Source organism: Curtobacterium sp. ZW137, assembly GCF_003762905.1.
Classification (GTDB): Bacteria; Actinomycetota; Actinomycetes; order Actinomycetales; family Microbacteriaceae; genus Curtobacterium.
Genome location: NZ_RJKS01000006.1, coordinates 149,724 through 171,605 on the forward strand (window position 1 = coordinate 149,724; position 21,882 = coordinate 171,605).

The 21,882-nt window shown below is 71.6% G+C and carries 22 protein-coding genes; 8 read left to right on the plus strand and 14 right to left on the minus strand.

What is annotated here, in order from left to right; all coding sequences use genetic code 11:
- From EDF55_RS17960 to EDF55_RS17975, 4 genes are all read left to right on the plus strand, one after another.
- Complete coding sequence (locus EDF55_RS17960; RefSeq protein ID WP_123656344.1) at positions 1–408, plus strand: YrdB family protein; 408 nt, start codon at positions 1–3, stop codon at positions 406–408.
- The gene (nagA, locus tag EDF55_RS17965) at positions 405–1,571 is read left to right on the plus strand and encodes an N-acetylglucosamine-6-phosphate deacetylase (RefSeq protein ID WP_123656345.1); all 1,167 of its coding nucleotides are present in this window, start codon (positions 405–407) and stop codon (positions 1,569–1,571) included. Before EDF55_RS17960 ends, nagA begins: the two co-directional genes overlap by 4 nt.
- 67 nt (positions 1,572–1,638) lie before the next feature.
- Entirely contained in the window at positions 1,639–2,469 is an 831-nt protein-coding gene (locus EDF55_RS17970) for a class II glutamine amidotransferase (RefSeq protein WP_123656346.1), read from the plus strand.
- A 26-nt stretch (positions 2,470–2,495) separates the two neighbouring features.
- Positions 2,496–3,005 (plus strand): GyrI-like domain-containing protein, encoded by a 510-nt coding sequence (locus EDF55_RS17975; protein ID WP_123656347.1) that lies wholly within the window; start codon positions 2,496–2,498, stop codon positions 3,003–3,005.
- Positions 3,006–3,074: 69 nt separating this feature from the next.
- Here EDF55_RS17975 and EDF55_RS17980 read toward each other — a convergent pair whose 3' ends face one another.
- Together EDF55_RS17980 and EDF55_RS17985 are read right to left on the minus strand one after the other, a co-directional pair.
- Positions 3,075–4,094 (minus strand): TerC family protein, encoded by a 1,020-nt coding sequence (locus EDF55_RS17980; protein WP_123656348.1) that lies wholly within the window; start codon positions 4,092–4,094, stop codon positions 3,075–3,077.
- A 54-nt stretch (positions 4,095–4,148) separates the two neighbouring features.
- Positions 4,149–5,045 (minus strand): SDR family NAD(P)-dependent oxidoreductase, encoded by an 897-nt coding sequence (locus EDF55_RS17985; RefSeq protein WP_185017524.1) that lies wholly within the window; start codon positions 5,043–5,045, stop codon positions 4,149–4,151.
- Positions 5,046–5,109: 64 nt separating this feature from the next.
- On the opposite strand from EDF55_RS17985, the gene EDF55_RS17990 reads away from it, so the two are divergent.
- Both EDF55_RS17990 and EDF55_RS17995 read left to right on the plus strand, forming a co-directional pair.
- Positions 5,110–5,685: a TetR/AcrR family transcriptional regulator gene (locus EDF55_RS17990; protein WP_123656350.1), complete on the plus strand. Its 576-nt coding sequence runs from the start codon at positions 5,110–5,112 to the stop codon at positions 5,683–5,685.
- Positions 5,686–5,689: 4 nt separating this feature from the next.
- On the plus strand, positions 5,690–6,871 hold the full coding sequence (locus EDF55_RS17995; protein ID WP_123656351.1) for a MalY/PatB family protein: 1,182 nt from the start codon (positions 5,690–5,692) through the stop codon (positions 6,869–6,871).
- Positions 6,872–6,880: 9 nt separating this feature from the next.
- Here EDF55_RS17995 and nagB read toward each other — a convergent pair whose 3' ends face one another.
- Positions 6,881–7,666, minus strand: a complete 786-nt coding sequence (gene nagB / locus EDF55_RS18000) for a glucosamine-6-phosphate deaminase (RefSeq protein ID WP_123656352.1) — start codon at positions 7,664–7,666, stop codon at positions 6,881–6,883.
- Positions 7,667–7,676: 10 nt separating this feature from the next.
- Complete coding sequence (locus tag EDF55_RS18005) at positions 7,677–8,318, minus strand: hypothetical protein (RefSeq protein ID WP_123656353.1); 642 nt, start codon at positions 8,316–8,318, stop codon at positions 7,677–7,679.
- A gap of 36 nt (positions 8,319–8,354) precedes the next feature.
- Between EDF55_RS18005 and EDF55_RS18010 the strand changes: the two genes are divergently transcribed.
- Positions 8,355–8,834 carry an NUDIX domain-containing protein gene (locus EDF55_RS18010; RefSeq protein WP_123656354.1) on the plus strand — a complete coding sequence of 160 codons (480 nt, stop codon included), beginning with the start codon at positions 8,355–8,357 and terminating at the stop codon, positions 8,832–8,834.
- Positions 8,835–8,928: 94 nt separating this feature from the next.
- On the opposite strand, the gene EDF55_RS18015 is transcribed toward EDF55_RS18010, so the two are convergent.
- From EDF55_RS18015 to EDF55_RS18030, 4 genes are read right to left on the minus strand one after another with little or no spacing between them, the layout of a single operon-like run.
- Entirely contained in the window at positions 8,929–9,954 is a 1,026-nt protein-coding gene (locus tag EDF55_RS18015) for an ABC transporter ATP-binding protein (RefSeq protein ID WP_123656355.1), read from the minus strand.
- Complete coding sequence (locus tag EDF55_RS18020; RefSeq protein ID WP_123656356.1) at positions 9,951–10,820, minus strand: ABC transporter permease; 870 nt, start codon at positions 10,818–10,820, stop codon at positions 9,951–9,953. Before EDF55_RS18020 ends, EDF55_RS18015 begins: the two co-directional genes overlap by 4 nt.
- Positions 10,817–11,851: an ABC transporter permease subunit gene (locus EDF55_RS18025; RefSeq protein ID WP_123656357.1), complete on the minus strand. Its 1,035-nt coding sequence runs from the start codon at positions 11,849–11,851 to the stop codon at positions 10,817–10,819. Before EDF55_RS18025 ends, EDF55_RS18020 begins: the two co-directional genes overlap by 4 nt.
- A 5-nt stretch (positions 11,852–11,856) precedes the next feature.
- Positions 11,857–13,002 (minus strand): ABC transporter substrate-binding protein, encoded by a 1,146-nt coding sequence (locus tag EDF55_RS18030; protein WP_123656384.1) that lies wholly within the window; start codon positions 13,000–13,002, stop codon positions 11,857–11,859.
- A 213-nt stretch (positions 13,003–13,215) separates the two neighbouring features.
- Between EDF55_RS18030 and EDF55_RS18035 the strand changes: the two genes are divergently transcribed.
- Positions 13,216–13,650 (plus strand): YdeI/OmpD-associated family protein, encoded by a 435-nt coding sequence (locus EDF55_RS18035; RefSeq protein ID WP_123656358.1) that lies wholly within the window; start codon positions 13,216–13,218, stop codon positions 13,648–13,650.
- Between the two features lie 212 nt (positions 13,651–13,862).
- Here the strand turns inward: EDF55_RS18035 and EDF55_RS18040 are convergent, their stop codons facing one another.
- The 6 genes from EDF55_RS18040 to EDF55_RS18065 form a co-directional block, all read right to left on the minus strand.
- Positions 13,863–14,729 carry an NAD(P)H-hydrate dehydratase gene (locus EDF55_RS18040; RefSeq protein ID WP_123656359.1) on the minus strand — a complete coding sequence of 289 codons (867 nt, stop codon included), beginning with the start codon at positions 14,727–14,729 and terminating at the stop codon, positions 13,863–13,865.
- A complete protein-coding gene (locus EDF55_RS18045; RefSeq protein ID WP_123656360.1) occupies positions 14,719–15,468 on the minus strand; it encodes a histidine phosphatase family protein in 750 nt (249 codons plus the stop codon). Before EDF55_RS18045 ends, EDF55_RS18040 begins: the two co-directional genes overlap by 11 nt.
- A gap of 45 nt (positions 15,469–15,513) precedes the next feature.
- On the minus strand, positions 15,514–16,188 hold the full coding sequence (locus EDF55_RS18050) for a hypothetical protein (RefSeq protein WP_148079035.1): 675 nt from the start codon (positions 16,186–16,188) through the stop codon (positions 15,514–15,516).
- 657 nt (positions 16,189–16,845) lie between these two features.
- Complete coding sequence (locus EDF55_RS18055; protein ID WP_123656362.1) at positions 16,846–19,977, minus strand: glycoside hydrolase family 38 C-terminal domain-containing protein; 3,132 nt, start codon at positions 19,975–19,977, stop codon at positions 16,846–16,848.
- A 30-nt stretch (positions 19,978–20,007) separates the two neighbouring features.
- Complete coding sequence (locus EDF55_RS18060; protein ID WP_123656363.1) at positions 20,008–20,907, minus strand: carbohydrate ABC transporter permease; 900 nt, start codon at positions 20,905–20,907, stop codon at positions 20,008–20,010.
- Positions 20,907–21,857 carry a carbohydrate ABC transporter permease gene (locus tag EDF55_RS18065; RefSeq protein ID WP_123656364.1) on the minus strand — a complete coding sequence of 317 codons (951 nt, stop codon included), beginning with the start codon at positions 21,855–21,857 and terminating at the stop codon, positions 20,907–20,909. The genes EDF55_RS18060 and EDF55_RS18065 overlap by 1 nt, the downstream gene beginning before the upstream one ends.
- Between the last annotated feature and the right edge of the window lie 25 nt (positions 21,858–21,882).

The following is a 21,882-nucleotide window of genomic DNA, read 5'->3' on the forward strand; positions in this document are numbered from 1 at the left end:
ATGAGCAACGCCCCGCGATCCCCGATGGACTGGGGAGACACCCCCGACCCGAGTGCGATCGGCAAGCCGCGGCGAGAGTTCGACGGCTGGAAGGTCCTCCGGGTCGTCGTCGCGGTGTTCGGTCTGCTGTCCCTGGCGTTCTGGGGCTACCTCGCGTGGCCGTTCCCGATGCCGGGCATCCTGTTCATGGTCGGCGCCCCGGCGTTCGCCGCGCTGGTCTGGTACCTCTTCCGGTCCGGCAAGTCACCGATCGAGACCGACGTCGTCGGCAAGACCATCGTCGAGGTCGCCCTGATCGTCGCTGCCGGCGGCGCGTGGATCTCGATCGGGCACCCCGTGGTCGGCCTGGTCTTCATCCTGGTCGCGGCGCTCTCCGGCGTGGTCGCGTTCCGACGCGAGTCCCGATGAGCGCACGGCTCGGTGACACCGGACGGGAGGCCCGGCGCACGCTGGTCCGCGCCGCCCACCTCGTCGACGCGGCCGGTTCCACCGCCGACGGCTGGGTCCTGCTCGCCGGCGACACGATCGCCGCGGTCGGCTCCGGTCCCGACGTCCCGACGGCGGACGAGGTGCTCGACCTCGGCGACGCGACGCTGACCCCCGGGTTCGTGGACCTGCACGGGCACGGCGGCGCGACCGAGTCCCACGAGGACGACTCCTTCGCCGGGTCCCTCGCGATGCACCGGGCGCACGGCACGACCCGCTCGGTCCTGTCGCTCGTCGCGAACCCCGTGCCCACGCTGGCCGCGTCCCTCGAGCGGATCCGCGGCGTGATGGCCACCGACCCGCTCGTGCTCGGCGTGCACCTCGAGGGGCCGTTCCTGTCCCCGGACAACAAGGGTGCCCACAACGAGCACTACCTCGTCGCACCCACCCCGGCGTCGGTCGATGCCCTGCTCGAGGCCGGCGTCGGCGTTCTCCGCCAGGTCACCCTCGCGCCCGAGCTGCCCGGCGCACTCGACGCGGTCCGCCGGTTCGTGGACGCCGGGGTCCGGGTCGCCGTCGGCCACACCGTCGGCACGTTCGACCAGGCACGCGCGGCCTTCGACGCCGGCGCCACGATCCTCACCCACGCGTTCAACGCGATGCCCGGCCTCCACCACCGCGCACCCGGGCCGATCGGTGCGGCCGTGGCCGACGACCGCGTGACGCTCGAACTCATCCTCGACGGCGTCCACGTGCACCCCGTCGTCGCGGACACGCTGTTCCGCGCAGCCCCTGGCCGGGTCGCGCTGATCACCGACGCGATGGGGGCGGCCGGTGCTGCCGACGGCTCGTACCGGCTGGGGTCGCTCGACGTGACCGTGACCGACGGGGTCGCGCACGTCGCCGGGACGGACACGATCGCGGGGTCGACACTCACGCAGGACGTCGCACTGCGGAACGCGGTCGAGCGGGCCGGGCGGACGCTCCCGGAGGCCGTGGCGGCGCTGACGAGCGTTCCCGCCGCCGCGCTGGGGCTCGGGGACCGGCTCGGGCGTCTCGCCCCGGGGTTCGCGGCCGACCTCGTCGCGCTGTCGCCGTCGCTCCGGGTGCAGCGGGTCTGGGCCGGCGGTCACGCGGTTTCCTGAGGTCGACACACGGCATCGACGATGGTGCTTGACTGGCGCCACGGGCGATGGTGCCGAGGAGGCCCTCATGTGTCGGTGGCTGGGGTACGTCGGAGATCCGATCGAGCCGCGTGAGCTGCTCTACGACACGGAACGGTCGCTCATCGAGCAGAGCCGCTTCCACTCGCCCGAGACACCCGCGCCGAACGGCGACGGGACCGGCCTCGGCTGGTACGGACGCCGGGAGCAGCCGACCCTGTTCCGGAGCGCGGCGCCGGCCTGGGGTGACGAGAACCTCCGGGAACTCGCGTCCGAGGTCGCCAGCGGGCTGTTCCTCGCGCACGTCCGGGCCGCGACGGGGACACCGGTGCAGGAGACGAACAGCCACCCCTTCCGGTACGGCCGCTGGTTGTTCGTCCACAACGGGTTCATCAAGGAATTCGCCGTGCTCCGACGGGAGCTGCTCATGGCCGTCAGGGCGGACCTGTTCCCGTGCATCCTCGGTTCCACGGACTCCGAGCTGATGTTCTTCCTCGCGCTGACGTTCGGGCTCGAGGAGGACCCGATCGGTGCCCTCGAGCGGATGGCCGGGTTCGTCGAGTCGGTCGCCGCCGCCGCCGGGATCGACGGTGCGCTCCAGATGACGATCGGACTCACCGACGGCCGGACCCTGACGGCCGTCCGGTACGCGAGTGCCGGGCCGGCCAACACGCTGTTCGTCAGTTCCGACGTGGGATCGGTCCGGCAGCTGTACCCGGAGGTCGAACGACTGTCCCATCTCCCGGAGAACGCGCGCGTCGTGGTCTCGGAGCCGCTGGTCGCCCTCCCCGGGCTCTGGCGAGAAGTCCCCGCCGGCTCTGCGGTCACGATCGGCGAGCACACCGACGAGCGCCCGTTCGTTCCGACCCCACCGCGCTGACCACACCACCGGACGAGGAGCCCACCATGTCGACCGCGCCGACGTTCGAGCAGCGCGCCGCGACCAACTGCGCGGTGATCAGTGCCGAGGTGACGATGGCGTCGATCGCCGACGATCTCCCACCGCTCATCGGGCGTGTGGCGGGCTTCCTGGCGGAGCACGGACGAGCATCCTCGGGCCCGCCGTTCTGGCGGTACCGCGTCATCGACATGTCCGGAGTCCTCACCGTCGAGGTCGGGTTCCCGGTGGCGGAGACGCTCGACGTACCGACGGGGACGCCGGGAGACGTGGTGCCCGGTGTCCTCCCGGCGGGGACCTACGCGACCATGGTCCACGTCGGACACCCCGACGGGTTGCTCGACGCGACGAGCGCCCTGCTGGCGTGGGCGGACGGTGCCGGCGTGGTGTGGGACCGGACCCTCGGCTCCGACGGTGAGCACTGGGCGTGCCGCCTCGAGGAGTACCTCTCGGACCCCGCCGAGGAGCCGGACCTCACGAAGTGGCGTACTCGCCTGGCGTTCAAGACCGCCGACTGACCGCCGTGGCCGTTCCGCCATCCGTCCTGCGGGACAGCCGAGCGAGGATCGCGCCGTGCGGTGGGTGTCTCAGTCAGCGCTGCGGGCGGGCTGCTCGGCGGCCGTGTCGCCGTGCGCCGCCGCGTCGTCACGGCGCAGGCGCACGACGCTCGCGAGCGTCGACACCGCCATCGCCACGACGATCACCACGAGGGACACCCAGGTCGGGATCTCCGGCGCCCAGGCGATGTGGTCCCCGCCGTTGAGGAACGGCAGCTCGTTGCCGTGGAGTGCGTGCAGCACGAGCTTCACGCCGATGAAGGCGAGGATGAACGCGATCCCGTACTTGAGGTAGACGAGCCGCTCGAGGAGTCCGCCGAGCAGGAAGTAGAGCTGCCGCAGGCCCATCAGGGCGAACACGTTCGCGGTGAACACGATGAACGCACTCTCCGTGATGCCGAAGATCGCGGGGATGGAGTCGAGCGCGAAGAGCAGGTCCGTCGTGCCGATCGCGATCAGGACGATGAGCAGCGGCGTGAAGTGCTTCACACCGTCGTGCGTGGTGCGCAGCTTCATGCCGTCGAACGTGTCGGTGAGACGCACCCGTCGGCGCAGCACCCGCACGATGAGGCTGTCCTCCTGGTCGTCGTCGTGGTCGTTGCGGAGCTGCTGGACCGCGGTCCAGACGAGCCAGGCGCCGAAGATGTAGAAGATCCAGGAGAAGTCCTCGATGAGCTGGGCGCCGACGAGGATGAAGACGCCGCGGAGCACGAGGGCGATGATGATGCCCAGCATCAGCACCTCTTGCTGGATCTTCTTCGGGACGGCGAACCGCGCCATGATGATCACGAACACGAAGAGGTTGTCGATGCTGAGGCTGTACTCCGTCAGCCACCCGGCGAGGAACTGACCGGCCGGCTCACCGCCGGCGAACGCCAGCATCGCGAGCGCGAAGACGAGCGCGAGGCCGACGTAGACGCCGACCCAGATCGCGGATTCGCGGAGCGTCGGCACGTGCGGACGACGCGCGACGATGATGAGGTCGGCCAGCAGGATCGCGACGAGGGCGATGATCGAGCCGACTTCGAACACGACGGGAAGCTCGGGCATGCCTCCAGTCTGAGGCACCGCTCAGGCCCTGGCGACCACCGGACCGCTTGCCGGCTAGACCCCGGGGTGCACCCGGATCTCGGAGACGAAGGCACGGACCCGGGCGCGGAACGCCGGGTCCGCCGCCGCGCCGGCGACCAGGGCGGGGTGCAGGCGACGGTCGCCGCGCCGGAGCGCCGGACCGACGAACACGCCCTCGGGCACGTCGTCGGCGGTCGCGGCCCAGAGGGTCGACCGGGCGCCGTCCTCGGCGGTCCGGGCAGCGAGCCGCGCGATCCGACCGGCGACCCGCGCCAGGGCCGTCTCGGCCTGCCCGTTCATCCCCGTCGCGGCGATCCCCGGATGCGCGATGGCCGAGCGGACCGGCGAGCCGGATGCACGCAGTCGGAGCCCGAGGTCCACCGCGAGGGCGGCCGCCGCGGTCTTCGAGTCGGTGTACGTGGCGAACTGCCGGTAGCCCGCCGCACGGTTGACGGCGTCGAGGTCGGGCACACGCGACGTCCGCTGCGACAGGTTCGACCCGACGAGGACCACACGCGGTGCTGGCCCCCCGAGCACCGGCAGCATCGCGTCGGCGAGCACGGCGGGGCCGACCACGTTCGTCGCCCACGTGCGCTCGACGCCGTCGACGCCGAGCGCGAAGCGGGCGGCGGAGACGCCGGCGTTGTTCACGAGCGCGTCGACGACGACGCCGTCGTCAGCGAGGCCCTGCGCGAAGGCCGTGACGGAGGCGACGGACGCGGTGTCGACGAGCCGGGCCTCCAGGCCGTCGCCCACGGGGAGGACGCGAGCCGCCTTGTCGAGGTCACGGACCCCGGCGACGACGCGGGCGCCGGCTGCGGCGAGCCGTGTCGCGACGACGAGTCCCAGACCGCCGGTCGCGCCGGTGACCACGACGGTCCTGCCGTGCTGGTCGGGCATCTGGTCGAGTTCCCACGGGAAGGGTTGCATGACGACTCCAGGCTCAAACGGATGATTTATCCGGAACGCTAGCACAACCGGATAGACTCTCCGCATGACCGACCTCGCCCGACCGGACTCGCTGCGCTCGGACGCGCTCCGGAACCGTTCCGCGCTGCTCGGCGTCGCGCGCGAGCACCTCGACCGGGGCGAGCCCGCCCAGCTCAACACGGTCGCGCGCGAGGCCGGCGTCGGGGTCGGCACCGCCTACCGGCACTTCCCGACCCAGCAGCACCTGCTCGAAGCGCTCGCGATCGACGCGTTCGAGGCGATGCTCGACCGTGTCCGGGTCGCCGTCGCCCTCCCCGATCCCGACGCGGCGTTCCGCGGTGTCGTGACGGAGGCGTTCCGTGGCCTCGTGGACGACCCGGCGCTCGGCGACCTCCTCACCGGCGGCGGGTTCTCCTGCTCGGACACGATGGAGCTCGCCGGGGACCTCGTGGACACCGTCGGTGCCCTGCTCGATCGTGCCGCGGACGCCGGGGTGGTACGAGCGGACGTCACGCCGGACGACCTCCGACGGCTGGTCTGCGGGATGCGCTCCGCCGCGACGGCCGGAGGTGTCCCCGTGACCGATCCTGAGCGGTACGTCGAGATCTTGCTCGGAGGGCTCCGACCACTGCGAGGATGAGGCCATGAGCGTCATGGTCTCCCTCTTCGATGCACACCGCAGCCGCACCAGCGAGAAGTACACGGCGTACCCGCCGGAGGTGCTGCCGATGTTCGTCGCGGAGATGGACAGCATGCTCGCCGAACCGGTGCGCGACGCCCTCGTCACCGCCGTCACCGCGGGCGACACCGGGTACGTCGGGCACGGTCGAGCGCTGCCGGAGGCCTTCGCGGACTTCGCCCTCGACCGATGGGGCTGGCAGGTGGACCCCGACCTCGTCCGCACCACCACGGACGTGTCGGTCGCGGCGGTCGAGACGCTCCGCCGGGTGATCGAACCCGGCGACCAGGTCGTCATCATGCCGCCCGTCTACCCACCGTTCTGGGAGTACGTGACCGAGGCCGGTGGCTCCGTGACCGAGGTGCCGCTCATCGCCCCGTCCGGCGAAGCGGACCCGTTCGACACGACGGCCGGGTGGCGGATGGACCTCGAGGGCATCGCCCGGGCCTTCGCCGACGGGGCACGGACCGTCCTGCTCTGCAACCCGCACAACCCCCTCGGACTCGTGCACGACCGCGCGGCGCTCTCCGCGCTCGCCCGCCTCGCCGCGGAGTGGGACGCCGTGGTGATCGCGGACGAGATCCACGCACCGCTCGTGCACTCCGACGCGGTCTTCACGCCCTTCCTCGACTCCTGCGCCGAGGCCGCAGCGGTCGGGGTCGCCCTGACGAGCGCGAGCAAGGCGTGGAACCTCGCCGGCACCAAGTGCGCGCTGATGATCGGCGCGTCCGACCGCGCCCGCGGATGGTTCGACGGGATGCCCCGGGAGGTCGTCGAACGCACCGGGATCCTCGGGTACACCGCGAGCGTGGCGGCGTTCAGCGAGGGCGGCCCCTGGCTGGCGACGCTGCTCGCCGAGCTCGCGGCGAACCGGCGGATCCTCGCGGAGGAGCTCGGCGACGCCCTGCCCGGCGCGGTGTTCCGGCAGCCGCAGGCCTCGTACCTGGCGTGGGTGGACCTGCGCGCGCTGCCGTGGGGCGACGACCCCGCGGCGATGCTCGTCGACGAGGCGCTGGTCGCACTGGGCAGCGGGCCGGACTTCGGTCGTCAGGGGCGTGGCTTCGCGCGGCTCAACTTCGGATGCTCGGCGGAGACGCTCCGTGAGGGGCTGTCCCGGTTGCACGGTGCGTACACCGCGCGCGCCTGAGGTGCGGGGCTACTCGAAGCGCTGCCAGGACGGCTTGTTGGCGTAGGTGTACCGGTAGTAGTCGGCGAGCTCGAGCCCGGCCGCCGCTTCCTCGTCCACGACGACGGTCGCGTGCTGGTGCAGCTGCAACGCGCTCCCGGGGACGAAGGAGGACAACGGCCCCTCGACCGCAGCCGCCACCGCATCCGCCTTCGCCGAGCCCTGCGCCACGAGGACGAGCTGCTCGGCTTCGAGGATGGTGCCGAGCCCCTGCGTCATGCAGTGCGTCGGGACCTGCTCCGGGGTGTCGAAGAAGCGGGCGTTCGCCTCACGCGTCGACGGCGCGAGGGTCTTGATCCGTGTCCGGGACGCGAACGAGGACGTCGGCTCGTTGAACCCGATGTGCCCGTTCGCCCCGATCCCCAGGATCTGCACGTCGATGCCACCGGCGGCACGGATCGCCGCGTCGTACTCCTTCGCCGCGAACTCGATGTCCTGCGCGCGGCCGTCGGGGACCCGGACCCGCGACGCGTCGAACCCGAGCGGCCCGATGACGTCACGTGCGATGACGGATGCGTAGGACTCGGGGTGCTCCAGCGGGATCCCGACGTACTCGTCGAGGGCGAACCCGCGCGCCTGGGCGAAGGAGATCTCCCCCGCCTCGACACGACGCCGCAGATCCGCGTAGATGCCCTGCGGACTCGACCCCGTCGCGAGGCCGATCACCGCGGACGGCTTCACGGCGACCACGGACGCGATCTTCGCAGCGGCGACCCGACCGACCTCGGCGGGCGTGGGCAGGATGATGATCTCCACGGATCACAGCCTACTGGTCATGACCAGTCTCCGACAGGGCGACGAGCTCCGGCGTCGACCCGAGCGCCCGGAGCGCACCGCGGAGCGACCACGCCGACACCGCGACGATGAGCACGGCGAGCACCACGACGACGATGCCGGCCGAGCCGGCGAACGCCTCGAGCGCCCCGAGCAGCACCCCCACGCTGACGCCGAGGACGTGCACGAGGACCGTGGCCGGCAGCGCCTTCTGCTGCACGCGGGCGAACCGCACGAGCGCACGACGGTCGGTCGGGTCCACGCTCGACGAGTGCCCGGCGGCGATCGCCTGCTGCACGCGCCCGAGTCGCTCCGGATCGACGTCGGAGGCCGCGATGCGACGTCGGTCCGCCATCGTCCAGAGCACGAGTTCGACCGCGACGACGAGGTACGCCAGGAGCGCGGCGGTCCCGACGAGCACCACGACCGAGAGCACCGGCGTGGTGCTGCCGCGCACCAGTCCGACGACGACGGCGACGACGAGCCCGAGCGCGACGACCCCGAGCGACACGAAGAGGACCCGACGCCGCACGGGCGTCACGGCGCGCACCACCCCGGCGAGCGCGAGTCGCCACCCTGCGGCCCAGACACCGTGGTCCGCCCGCACCTCCAGCGCCCTGTCGCCGCGTGCCATGCCCCGAGCGTACCGACCCGTCGGTAGCGTGGCCGCATGCCCACTCCCGACTTCGTCCTGGCCCTCCGCGAGCGGATCGGGACGGCGCCGCTCTGGCTGACCGGTGTCACCGCCGTCGTCACCCGGGGTGAGGGCGATGCGCAGGAGCTGCTCGTCGTCCGGCGTGCGGACAACGGTGCACTGACGCCGGTGACCGGGATCGTGGACCCCGGTGAGGAACCAGCGGTCGCCGCCGAGCGCGAGGTGCTCGAGGAAGCCGGCGTGGTCGCCGTCGCGGAGCGCCTGGTCTGGGTGCAGACCCTGCCCGAGACGACGTACGCGAACGGCGACCGGGCCCAGTACCTCGACCTGGTCTTCGCGTGCCGGTGGGAGTCCGGCGATCCCCACCCCGCCGACGGCGAGAACACCGAGGCGTTCTGGGCGCCGCTCACGGCACTGCCGCCGATGTCGGAGAACATGCGGGAGCGCGTTCGGGTCGCGCTCGCAGGCGCACCGGAGGCGCGGTTCCAGCGCTGAGGGTGCCGTGGACGGTACCGACCACCGGCCTGGAGGCTCGGTGCGGGTCCGCCACGCGCCTCCCGTCCGGTGCACGGTCCGGACCAGGGCCCCGCTAGAGCACCGCGACCGCGACCGGGGCGCCGAGCAGGCGGACGGCGACGGCGTCGCCGGTGACGCGGCGGTCACCGACGTCGTGCTGCACCGTGACGATCGTGTCGTCGTCGAGGCGGACCGTGCTCCGCCGGATCGATCCGAGGAAGCTCGACGAGACGACGGTGCCGGTGACCCCGTCGTCGGCGAAGGCGACGTCCTCGGGTCGGACGTAGGCGAGCACCGGACCGTCCGACGCCGCACGGTCGAGCGCGGGGACGCGGAACCCGTACACGAACACGTCCCCGCCACGCAGGTCCCCGCGGAGCCGGTTCGACTGCCCGACGAAGTCCGCCGTGAACGCGGAGGACGGCGAGCGGTAGAGCTCCTCGGGCGTCCCGATCTGCTCGACGTTCCCCGCGTTCATCACGGCGATCCGGTCGGAGACGGCGAGCGCTTCCTCCTGGTCGTGGGTGACGAACACCGTGGTGATGCCGAGGTCCGACTGGATGCGGCGGATCTCCTCGCGGAGGGACACCCGCACCTTCGCGTCGAGCGCGGAGAGCGGCTCGTCGAGCAGCAGGACGCGCGGGCGGGTCACGAGCGCCCGGGCGAGGGCGACGCGCTGCTGCTGGCCACCGGAGAGCTGGTGTGGGAACCGGTCGGCGAAGTCGGCGAGGTGCACCAGGTCGAGCGCGTCGACGACACGGGTCTTCCGTTCGGCTGCCGGCACGCGGCGCATCTCGAGGCCGAACGCGACGTTCTGCCGCACCGTCATGTGCGGGAAGAGCGAGTACTGCTGGAACACCATCCCCATGTCCCGCTTGTTCGCGGGGACGCTCGCGACGTCGACCCCGTCGATGCGGATGGCGCCGGTGTCGACGGCCTCGAGCCCGGCGAGCGCCCGGAGCGCGGTCGTCTTGCCGCAGCCGGACGGGCCGAGGAGCGAGAGGAACTCGCCGGGTTCGATGCGGAGCGAGAGGCCGGTCAGGGCGCGGTGGGTGCCGTAGCGCTTCTCGACGGCCTCGAGTTCGACGGTGGTGGTCATGCGGACTCCTTGGGGTGCCGGCGGGTACCGATCCGGCCGATGGCGACGAGCAACAGGAAGCCGAACGCCAGTGCGCCGAGCGAGAAGACCGCCGCGACGTAGGGGTCGGTCTGCTGCACGAGCACGAGTGCCGTCTGGAACGTCGTGCGGGAGAGGAACGAGGCGAGGGTGTACTCGCCGAGGACGACCGTGATGGTGAGGAAGCAGGCGGCGGTGATCCCACGGCGGAGGTTCGGGAGCAGCACCCGCCAGGTGAGCGTCCACCACGACGCTCCGAGCGACCGCGCGGCCTCGGAGAGCGTGGTCATGTCGGTCGCGGTGATGGCCGCGGCGATGGGCCGGAAGGCGAAGGGGAGCGCCACGATCCCGACGGCGAACGCGAGGGTCCAGGCACCGGAGCCGAGGAGCCGCGACACCACCTGGTACACGGGGACCAAGCCGACGACGAGCACCACGGCGGGGACGGTGATCGGCACGATGCAGACGAACTCCAGGAGTCGTCGGAGCCTCGGGTACCGCAGCGCCGTGATGACCTGCGCGGGGAGCAGCACCAGCAGGACGATCCCCACGGTGATCAGGGCGATCGCGAGCGAGGCGCCGAGACCGTCGAAGACCGGCTGGTACGTCGCCCGGTTGACGGGATCGGCGATCGCCGCGTAGTGCGCCGTGGTGAGCGTCCCCGACGTCCCCTGGCGGAACGTGAACTGCAGGAGCGCGGCGATCGGGACCGCGAACACCACGCCGACCACGACGAGGACGACGGCGGCCGTGCCCCGGGACGGGGCGGCGCCGAAGCGTGCTGCGGTGGGCCGGGCCGGACGTGGGCCGACCTGCGGGTGGCGGGTCGAGCCTCCCGTCCCGCTCATCGCTGCCACCTGGCGGCGCGACGCTGCAGCAGTGAGTACGCACCCATCACGACCGCCATCACGACGACCATGCCGAGGGCGAGCACCCCGGCGACGTTCTGCAGTCCGATGATCGTCTCGCTGGTCAGCTGCGCGCGGATCGTCAGCGGGACGATGCCGCCCTGCGAGATGAGGGCGGCGGCGGTCGCGAAGGACGAGAACCCGTTCGCGAACAACAGGAGCAGCGAGCCCCAGAACGCCGGCGCGAGCACGGGGAGCGCGACCCGGCGCCAGTACGTCGCACGACTCGCGCCGAGGGTCGCGGCGGCCTCACCCCACTGGGTCTTCACGCCCTCGAACGCGGGCATGAACGTCAGCACCATGAGGGGCACCTGGAAGTAGACGTACGGGATCACGAGGCCGGGGACCGTGTAGAGGAACGCCCCTCCGGCGTTGATGTCCCAGTGGAAGGTCGCGGCGAGCCAGGCGGTGACGAGCCCCTGCGCGCCGATCGTGGCGATGAAGGCGAAGGCGAGCATCACACCGCCGAACTGCGCGAGGACACTGGCGGCGGAGTCGATCATCGAGCGCACGAACCCATCGGGTCGCAGCGCGGAGAGCGCCCAGCACACGAGCGCTCCGACGACCGCGCCGATCACGGCCGACCCGGCGGAGAGCCCGAACGACGCTCCGAACGCCCGGAGGACGCTCGGGTCCGCGAAGGCCGCGAGGTTCGCGAGCGTCGGGTGTCCGGCCGCGTCGAAGAAGCCACTCCCGACCGCGATCGCGGCGGGGACCGCGAGGAACAGGAGCACGTACGCGGCGAACGGGGTGAGCCCGAGCCACGCGACGCCGCCGCGGCGCCGGACACGGGGTCCGGCGCCGCGACGGGTGGTGGCATCGGTCTGCCCGGCCACGCGCTCCGCGGACTGCTCGCTGGTGACGAGCGTCGCGCCGGGGAGCGTCGCGCCGGCGCGCGTCGCGCCGGCGAGCGTCGCGCCTGCGGTGGTCGCGCCGGCGGCGGGAGCGCCGGGAGCCGATGCGGTGGTCATGCCGGTCAGGAACCCATCGTGGCGGACCACTTGGCGGCGAGCACCTTCGCGGCGGCCGTCACCTGGTCGTCCGAGAGCTCGACGTAGTCCTTCGGTGCGCCGCCGGCGGCGTCGAGCGCGTCCTGGTCGACCTTGCCGGACTTCTCCAGCGCTGCCAGCGTCGACGGGAAGGCGCCGGCCTGCAGGTACAGGTTCTGCGCGTCGGCGCCGGCGATGTACTCCTGCCACAGGCGAGCCGCGGCGGGGTGCGGTGCGTCGGCGTTGACGGCCTGCGAGTAGTACGAGCCGAGGGCCTGCCCCTCGGGGACGACCGTCTTCCAGTTCGCGTTCCCGCTGGCGCCGGCCGCCGGGCCCCAAGCGAGGTTGTTGTACGACCACTGGATGACCACCGGGGTCTCACCCGAGGCCACCGTGGCCTGCGTGGGCAGGACGTTCTGGAAGTTGCCGGCCTGCTTGAGCTTGCCGAAGTAGTCGACGCCCTTGGTGATGTCGTCCGCCGAGCCGCCGTTCTCGAGCGCCGCGAGGTACACCGCGGACGCGGCCTGGTTCGCCTGCGTCGGGTCGCCCGCGATCGAGACCTTGCCCTTGTACTCCGAGCCGAGGAGGTCGTTCAGGTCCTTCGGCGCCTTCGTGATCTTCGACGAGTCGTACCCGATCGACATCAGGCCGGTGTAGTCACGCGTCCACGCGCCGTCCGCGTCCTTGAGGTTCGTCGGGATGTCTGCCCAGTTCGCCACCTTGTAGTCCGTCAGCAGGTCGAGGTTCTGCTGCAGCACCGCGTTGCCGAGGTCGAGCACGTCGGGGGCGGTCGACTGGCCCTTCTGCGACTTCACGGCCGCGACCTCGTCCGCGCTCGACCCGTTCGGGTTCGCGGAGTTGACCTTGATGCCGTACTCCTTGGTGAAGCCGTCGATGATCTTGCCGTAGTTGGCCCACGACGGCGGCAGCGCGATGACGTTGAGCTGTCCCTCGGCCTTCGCGGCCTTCACGAGGGCGTCCATGCCGCCGGCGCTCTCGGCGCTCGTCGCGGTCTTCCAGTCGGTGTCGCTGCCGGAGCCGGCGGACGCGGAGCTGGCCGTGGAACATCCGGCGAGGGTGACGACGGCTGCGGCGGCCAGGGCGAGGCCGGCCAGGGTGCGCTTGTACTGCACGGGGAGGTGCCTTTCGGGTGGCGTTCGGTGTGTGCGGTTCGTGGTGCGGTTCGTGGTGCGGTTCGTGGTGCGGTTCGTGGTGGAGTGCGGTTCGTGGTGCGGTTCCCGTTCTCGGGGACCGGGCACGGGACGATCGTGGCGGCGGGCGGTATCCGGCTCGTGCTGCGCCGGTGAACGCTGGCGGAACGTCGGGTGCGGTTGTACGTTCGGCTCGTGGAGTTCACGACGACGGTGCTGCAGGCGCGCAAGACGGCGACGGGTCTGCCCGTCCCCGCCGAGGTCATCGACGCGCTCGGCTCCGGCAAGCGCCCGCCCGTCGTGGTGACGTTGAACGGCGGGCACACCTACCGGTCGACGGTCGGGGTCATGAACGAGCAGTTCCTCATCCCGCTGTCCGCCGAGCAGCGCGCCGCGTCCGGGATCGGTGCCGGGGACATCGTCGAGGTCAGGCTCGAGCTCGACACGATGCCGCGGACCGTCGACCTGCCGGAGGACCTGGCGGCAGCGCTGACCGAGGCGGGCGTCCGTGCGGCGTTCGACACGCTCTCGAACTCCCGGCAGCGGGCGCTGGTCGACCCGGTGCTGCAGGCGAAGGCCCCGGAGACCCGGCTCCGTCGCGTCGAGAAGGCCGTGGCGTCCCTGCGCTGAGCGCGCGTGGTGGGTCCTGTGGTGCCGCGCGCCGCGTGGCGGGTCGTGTGGTGCCGCGCGCCGCGTGGTGGGTCGTGTGGTGCAGCGCGCCGCGTGGTGGGTCGTTTCGCGCGTGGGAAGTGGAATCGCGCGTAGGCAGTCGAGAGTTCCGACCCCCTACGCGCGAAAGCACTTCCCATCGCGCGCGCGATGGGAAGGAAAGCGCTGGCGGGTCAGGCGCCGACCTCGACCAGGACCCTCGGGATCTCCGCGAGGAGCTCGCTCGCCAGGTACCCCATCGGCCCGACCTGCACCGCGAGCCGGTCCCCCGCGGCGGCGTGCACCTGGGTTGCCCAGACCGCTGCCTGTGCGACGTCGGCCCCGCGCGCGAGCAGCCCGGTGATCGCACCCGAGAGCACGTCACCGCTCCCGCTGGTCCCGAGCCCGCCCGCTCCGGTGCCCTTCGCCCACGCCCGCCCGTTCGGCGCGGCGACGACCCCGCCGAGCGACACGACGGCACCGTAGCGCTCGGAGATCTCCGCGGCGTCGGTCAGGTCGTCCGAGCACTCGTGCCCGAGGAGCCGTTCGGCCTCCCCGGAGTTCGGCGTCATCACGAGCCGACCGCGGAGCGGCGCGAGTTCATCGCCCAGGTCGGCAGCGACCCCGAGCGCGAACGCGTCGAGGACCACCAGCGTCTCGTCGCCCACCGCGTCCGCGAGCCCGGCGACGAGGTCCCGGCTGCCCTCCGGCTCGTCGAGCCCGGGTCCGACGAGCACGGCGTCCGCGCTGCCGAGGTCGTCGATCACGGACCGGATCGCGCCGACCGCGACGTGTCCGTCGGCGTCGTCGTCGAGCGGCTGGACGCCGGACTCCGGCAGCGCGACCGCAACGTGCAGGGCGACGCTCCGTGCGACCGCGAGCGTCAACCGTCCCCCGCCGACACGGAGCGCCGCGGTCGCGGAGAGCATCGCCGCTCCAGGGGTCTTGGCCGCGCCGCCGACGACGAGCACCTGGCCGCGGCCGTACTTGCTGCCGCCGACCTCGGGGAGCGCCCACTCGCGCAGCAGGTTCGGCGTGATCATGGTGGGCTCAGCCGGCACGGACGTCGTCCTTCCGTCCGGAGTGCTCGGTGACCGCGGCCTCGGCGTCGTCCTCGAGGTGCTCGACAGCGGAGAACTCGTCGAGCGTCCACGGAGCGCCGACGGCGTCGCGACTGAGTCGCGTGAGCGAGGCGTTGGCGACGGTGTGCGTGCCCGCGAAGTCCATCAGCGCCGGCTCGTCGAGGTCGAGGCACACCGCGACCGCCAGCATCACGACGGCGTCGTGCGCCGCGATCACCAACCGCTGGGGGCCGTCGAGCCGGTCGACGTCAGCGAGCAGCGACCGCAGGCGGAACATCACGTCGACCCAGGACTCACCGCCCGCCGGCCGGTGGTAGTACTTGCCGAGCCACTGCCGCCGGCGTTCCTCGTCCGGGTGGCGGTTCTTGACGCCGCTGAGGGTCAGCAGGTCGAGCACGCCGAGCTCTCGGTCGCGCAGCCGTTCGTCGACACGCTTCGGTGGTTCCGCGAGCCCGCCGGCCTCGAGCGCGATGCCGATCGTCTGCTGCGCCCGGAGGTAGGGGGACACCCACAGGGCGACGGGCACGTCGTCGACCCCGCGGTCCGCGAGCTCCTGCCCGAGCGCGCGTGACTGCGCTTCCCCGAGCGGGCTCAACGGGACGTCGGCATCGCGGTGATCGACCTCGATCACGTCGGCACCGGCTTCGTGGGCCCGGGCGGCGGCGACGTTCGCGGTGGACTCCCCGTGGCGGACGAGCCAGATCTCGGTGACTGCCATGCCGCCACGCTATGCCGCGCCCGCTGTGCCCGTTCGTCGGCTCCGTCACGCGACGGCGAGCCGGGCGCTCGGACCCGGGCGGACCGCGCACGGGAGGCCCGCAGCGCGAAGTCGGTGTGCGAGTGGGGCGGGAGCCAGCAGATCGCGCCACTCCACCCGGACCACCCTTCGGACGCTCGGCACGGTGAGCAGGGCTTCCTGTCGGCGCTTCTCGTCGACGAACGCGTCCGTGGGAGACCGGCCGCCGAGGTAGCGGGGCTGCGAGTACTTCGCGCGACCGTCCATCTCGACGACCACCCCCTGCTCCGGGAACCAGAAGTCCACGAAGAGCCGTCGGCCGTCGACGACGAACTCCTGCTGCAGAACGGCTTCCGGCAGGCCGAGTTCCCGGAACACCACGCGTGCGAACGACTCGGCAGCGGACCCCGACCGGGCATCGGCCAACTCGAGGACGAGTTCGGCAGCCCGCCGCCCTCGAGTTCCCGGCGATGACCGGAGCCCTGCTTCGAGTGCCGCGATCGGCGTCCCGAGCCGGATGGCCGAATCAGCCAGCACCACTCCTGCCCGGACGTCCCCGGTGAGCGCGACGTCGATCACCGTTCGCGGGATGCTCGTCGCAGCGAGTGGGCCGTCCCGGGCGACGTCTTCGGCGCCCAACGGTCTGGTGTGCAGGACAAGGCCGTTGCTCGAGCTGCGGTACCGCGACTTCGGCACGGTCACGTGGACCTGCTCCGGCCAGCCGCACAGCGACGACAGCCCGTGCAGCGCCGCCGCGGACGCATGGGACGCGACCGCCGGTTCGCCCAGGCGTGCGAGTCTCGCCCACACGCGGGTGACGTACCGCGTACGTGGTCCGGCCGCATCCCAGTCGACAGCGCGGACGAAGGCGTTCGGTCCGACCCGGACGAGTCGGTCGGGACCGGGGTGTGTGGTCCGGCGACGCATGGCGGAGCCGGTGCGACCGGCTTCTCGAGCGGGCGTCGCTCTGTGGATCGGGAGTGGCGTTTCCATGTCTCCGAGCGTGCCGACCCGACCACGCGGACGGCGACCGAACAGCATGTCTGGGGACGAGCCTCCAGCCCGGCGCCCTGTGGAGGACTACCCGTTCGTTCCCATCCCGCCTGTGTTGGAAAGACGAATCGCGCGTAGGCGGTCAGAACTTCCGACCACCTACGCGCGATTCGACCCCCTACGCGCGAAACGACCCACCGAGCCCGGGCCAGCCACCCTGCCCAGCCCCACCCTGCCCAGCCCACCTCGCGCGATCGCTGCGGCGCCGCACCCACTGCAGGCGACACCGCACCGCGGCACGCGGAGCTGCCACCCCGCGCAACACGACGCCGGACGAGCGCACCCGTGCCCGCCCGGCGTCGCGGTCTATGCCCGCCGCACCCGCAGCGTGACGATCTCGAACGGCCGGAGCGTCAGGACGACGGGTTCCCCCGCGTCCCACGACGCGCCGAGCGGCCGCTCGAGCAGGTCCACCTGCGCGACCGACGCCACGTCGAACCCGAAGTCGACGCCGACGTCGCTCGCGCGACCGCCGAGTCCCTCGTAGAGGCGCACGACGACCTCACCCGAGCGGTCCTCGGCGAGCTTCACGGCCTCGACGAACACCTGCGGCGACGAGACGATCACCAGCGGCGCGACCTCGGTCGACCCGGCCACCGTGCGCACCGGCAGGTTCAGCCGGTACCCGGAGTCGGCCGCGTCGAGCACGGACGCACCGACGCGCAGCACCGTCCGGAACACGTGGTGCCCCTGGTCGGCGTGCGGGTCCGGGAACGTCGGCCCGCGGAGCAGCGACTCGCGGACGAGCGTCGTCGTCCCGCCGTCGGCGCGTGTCGACCGGGTGATGTCGTGGCCGTACGTGGAGTCGTTCGCGACGGCGACACCGAACCCGGGTTCGGCGACGTGCACCCAGCGGTGCGCCGAGGTCTCGAAGCGGGCGAAGTCCCACGAGGTGTTCTGGTGGGTGGGCCGGTCGATGTGGCCGAACTGGATCTCGCTCGAGGCCTGGTCGGCCTTGAGGTCGAGTGGGAACGCCAGCTTGAGCAGCTTCTGCTGTTCGTGCCAGTCCACCTCGGTCTCGACGACGAGTTCCGGCTCCCCCTCGACGGCGGAGTAGCGCGTCGTGACGGTCGAGGATCCGACCGGACGGACGACGACGAGCGCAGAACCCTCGATCGTCACCGAGGTCGCCGACAGCGGGTTCCCGTTCCGCTGGTAGGCGCGGTCGATGTCCCACGCCTCCCACTGGTTCGGGGTGTCCCGGAAGACGGTGTACTCGGCGGCAGCGGCGCCGGGCGCGATCGCGTCGCGGCCGGAGGCCTGCTCCACGAACGACACGACGTGGCCGGCTGCGTCGATGGTCGCGACGACGGCGCCGGTGTCGAACACGAAGTCGTCGCCGTGGCGGACGGGAGGCACGGGTTGCGCCGACGGACCGAGCGAACCACCCATGGGGGTTGCGCCGCCCGCCGTGACCGGCGAGGCGTTGAAGCGCACGACGGTCCCGACCGAGGCGCTTCCGCCGACGGCATCGGACGACGGCGCGTCGAGCACGGACGAGCCAGAGCCCGAGCCCGACCCGGAGCCGGACCCCGAGGCGACCGACGACGACGAGACCCCGGCGAGCGCCGCAGCGCCACCGTTGGCGAGCGCGGTCGTCGCGTTGCCGATGAGCCCCTCGAGGGTGTCCGCGACGAGCCGGTAGTTCTCCTCGGCGTTCTCGTAGACCCAGGCGATCGAGGACCCGGGCAGGATGTCGTGGAACTGCTGCAGGAGGACGGTGTGCCAGGTCTCCTCGAGCTCCTCGTACGGGTAGTCGAGTCCGAGCCGCACCGCAGCGGTCGCCGCCCAGAGCTCGGCCTCGCGGAGCAGGTGCTCGGAGCGACGGTTGCCCTGCTTCGTGCGGATCTGGGACGTGTAGGTCCCGCGGTGGAACTCGAGGTACATCTCCCCGGACCAGACGCCGGGGACGGGGAGCTCCTGCTCGAGCTGTTCGAAGACCTGCGCCGGCGTCCCGAGGTCGACACGCGGCGAGCCGTCGAGGTCGTGCTGCCGGTGCGCCGCGGCGACCATCTCGCGCGTGGGCCCGCCGCCGCCGTCGCCGAAGCCGTAGAGCAGCATCGAGGTGTTGGCGGTGCCGCGCTCCTTGTTCTGCCGTTCCCCGCGGTGCAGGTCGGCGGGCGAGACGTCGGAGTTGTACGTGTCCGCCGGCGGCAGGTGCGTCAGGATGCGCGAGCCGTCGATGCCCTCCCAGTCGAAGGAGGTGTGCGGGATGACGTTCGTCTCGTTCCACGAGGGCTTCTGCGTGACGAACCACTTCGAGCCGGCGGCACGGATGATCTGCGGCAGCGCCCCGGTGTAGCCGAACGAGTCGGGGAGCCATGCCTCGGGGGTGTCGATGCCGAACTCCTCGAGGAAGAACCGCTTGCCGGCGACGAACTGCCGCGCCAGGGCCTCACCACCGGGCAGGTTCGTGTCGGACTCCACCCACATGCCACCGACGGGGATCCAGCGTCCCTCGGCGACGCGCTCCTTGATCCGGGCGAAGATCGAGGGGTACTCGTCCCGGATCCACGCGTACTGCTGCGCGGAGGAGCATGCGAAGGTGAAGTCCGGGTCGCGGTCCATCAGGTCGAGGACGTTGGAGAACGTCCGCGCGCACTTCCGCTTCGTCTCACGCACCGGCCAGAGCCACGCGGAGTCGATGTGCGCGTGCCCGACCGCGATCGCCCGGTGCGCTGCGCCCGACGCGGGCACGGCGAGCACGGGTTCCAGCACGGAGCGGGCGGACGCGGCCGTGCCGGCGACGTCGTCCGGGTCGAGAGCGTCCGCGGCGCGCTCGAGCGCCCGCAGGATGTCCGCGCCGCGGGTACCGTCGGTCGGCAGCTCCGCCATCAGGCCGCGGAGCACCCAGACGTCCTGCTGGAGCTCCCACACCGTGTCGTCGCGCTCGACGACCTCGAGCGCCGCGAGCTTGTAGATCGGTTCGTCCCCGGCCGTCGAGCGCGACCCGAGCGGCGTCGCGCCCTGGAAGGTGTCCCCACCGATGTCCGGGTTCGCCCCGGCCTCGACGTAGAGCTCGAACGACTCCCCGGGCCCGACGGCGAGCGGCACGCTGTTGTTCCGCGGCTCGATCGCCTTGATCGTGGTGCCGTCCGGCCGGTACGCCAGCCCCTCGGCCTGGAACCCCGGGTGCCGCTTCGTGAACCCGAGGTCGACGAGCAGCTCCGCGGTCGTGCCGTCGGCCGTGCCGAAGTCCTCCGGCACGGTTCCGGTGACCCTGAACCAGGTCGTGCCCCACGGCCGTCCACCCCAGGCGGAGCCGACCGTGAAGGGCGTGAACGTCTGGGTGACGGCGACGTCGAACGGCACCGGTTCGTCCGGGACCTCCCACGCGGACACGGTGACCGGTGCGGAGCGACGGTGCACTGCCGGGTCGATTCGGTCGCGGACGAGGCGGGCGATGCGGGCCTCGACGAGCGGTTCGTCCTGGTGCATGGATTTCCTTTCGAGCGGGGTGGAGCTCGGTCAGCCCTTGATGCCACCGGCGAGGGCACTGCCCCCGCCGAGGCCACGGGACACGACCACGTAGAGCGCGATGACGGGCACGGAGTAGAGGATCGAGAAGGCGGCGAGCTGCCCGTAGGCGACGGCGCCGTACTGCCCGAAGAAGTTGAAGATGCTCACCGCGGCGGGCACCTTGTCGGGCGAGAGCAGCAGCACGAAGGGGACGAAGAAGTTCCCCCACGCCTGGATGAACACGAAGATGAACACGACGGCGATGCCCGGGCGCATCAGCGGCACGACGATGCGTGTCAGCGTGGTCATCATCGAGGCACCGTCGGTCCACGCCGCTTCCTCGAGGGAGATCGGCACGGAGTCCATGAAGTTCTTCGCCATCCAGATCGCCATCGGCAGCGACGTCGCGGCGAGGAAGAAGATGCAACCCCACACGTTGTCGATGAGGTTGAGCGACACGAACAGGCTGTAGACCGGCACCATCATCGCGGTGATCGGCAGGCAGGTCCCGAACAGGATCCCGTACAGGAACGGCTTGTTGACGCGCATCTTGTAGCGGGACAGCGGGTACGCGGCGAGCAGGGCGACGACCACGGTGATGAGCGCGCAGCCGCCGGACAGCAGCAGGCTGTTCGCGAGCGGGATGAACGCCAGCTCCGGGGTGAGCACCTTCGTGAAGTTGTCGAGCGTGAAGTGCGTCGGCACCTTCACCGCGAGCGAGGCGTTCGAGTCGACCGAGGCGAGCACGAGCCACAGCAGCGGCACGGCGAAGCAGATCGCCACGATGAGCAGCACGATGTTCGACACCCAGCGCATGGTCCGCCCGCGGGGGGAGGTCATGTGCAGCGAGCCGGGTGCGGTCACGGAGCGGGTGGTCGTCGTGTCGGGTCGAGCAGCGGTGATCGCCATCAGTCCACCTCCGGCTTGAGCGCGCGGATGTAGACGATCGAGAAGAGCGCCCCCACCACGAGCAGGATGGTCGCGATCGCCGTCCCGAAGCCGAGCTGCGAGAACTTGAACGCCTCCTGGTACGCCAGGATCGGCAGGGTCGACGAGTCCGTTCCCGGACCGCCGGCCGTCATCACGTAGATGAGCGTGAACACCGACAGCGTCTGCAGCGTCGTCAGCATCAGGTTGGTGGAGATGGAGCGGCGGATCACCGGCAGCGTGATGTACACGAGTCGCTGCCATCCGGTGGCGCCGTCGACCTCCGCCGATTCGGTGATCTCCTCCGGGACCTCTTGTACGGCGGCGGAGTACACGAGCATCGAGAACGCGGTACCGCGCCAGATGTTCGCCATGATGATGCTCAGCATCGGGAGCGCGTAGAGCCAGTTCGGCCCGCTGATCCCGATGAGTCCGAGGAACGAGTTCAGCGTCCCCTTGTCGTTGAAGAAGGCGTACGCGGCGAACGCGGCGACGATCTCCGGCAGGACCCAGGCGGCGACGACGAAGGTGCCGACGAGCCCGCGGATGACCCGGTTCGCGTTCCGCATGAGGAGCGCGAGCCCGAGGCCGACGACGTTCTGTCCGACGACGGCCGAGGCGATGAGGAAGACGAGCGTCAGGACGACGGACTTCGGGAAGTCCTTGTCCTGGAACAGGTCGACGTAGTTCTTGAAGCCGATGAACTCCTGGTTCGCGGCTCCGGCGCCGGTGAGCGCCGAGTTCGTGAACGACCCGTAGAAGGACGAGATCACGGGGCCGAGCAGGAAGATGACGAGGAGGACCACCGCGGGGAGGAGCGGGACCGCTCGTCCCATGTTCCGCAGCGGACGCCGCTTGCGCGGCACGGGTGGGTCGGTGCGCTTGGGCGCACCGGGCGCCGACAGCGTCGGCGCGATCGGGGTGCTGGTCATGCGGGTGCCGCCTTCATGGGGTGCT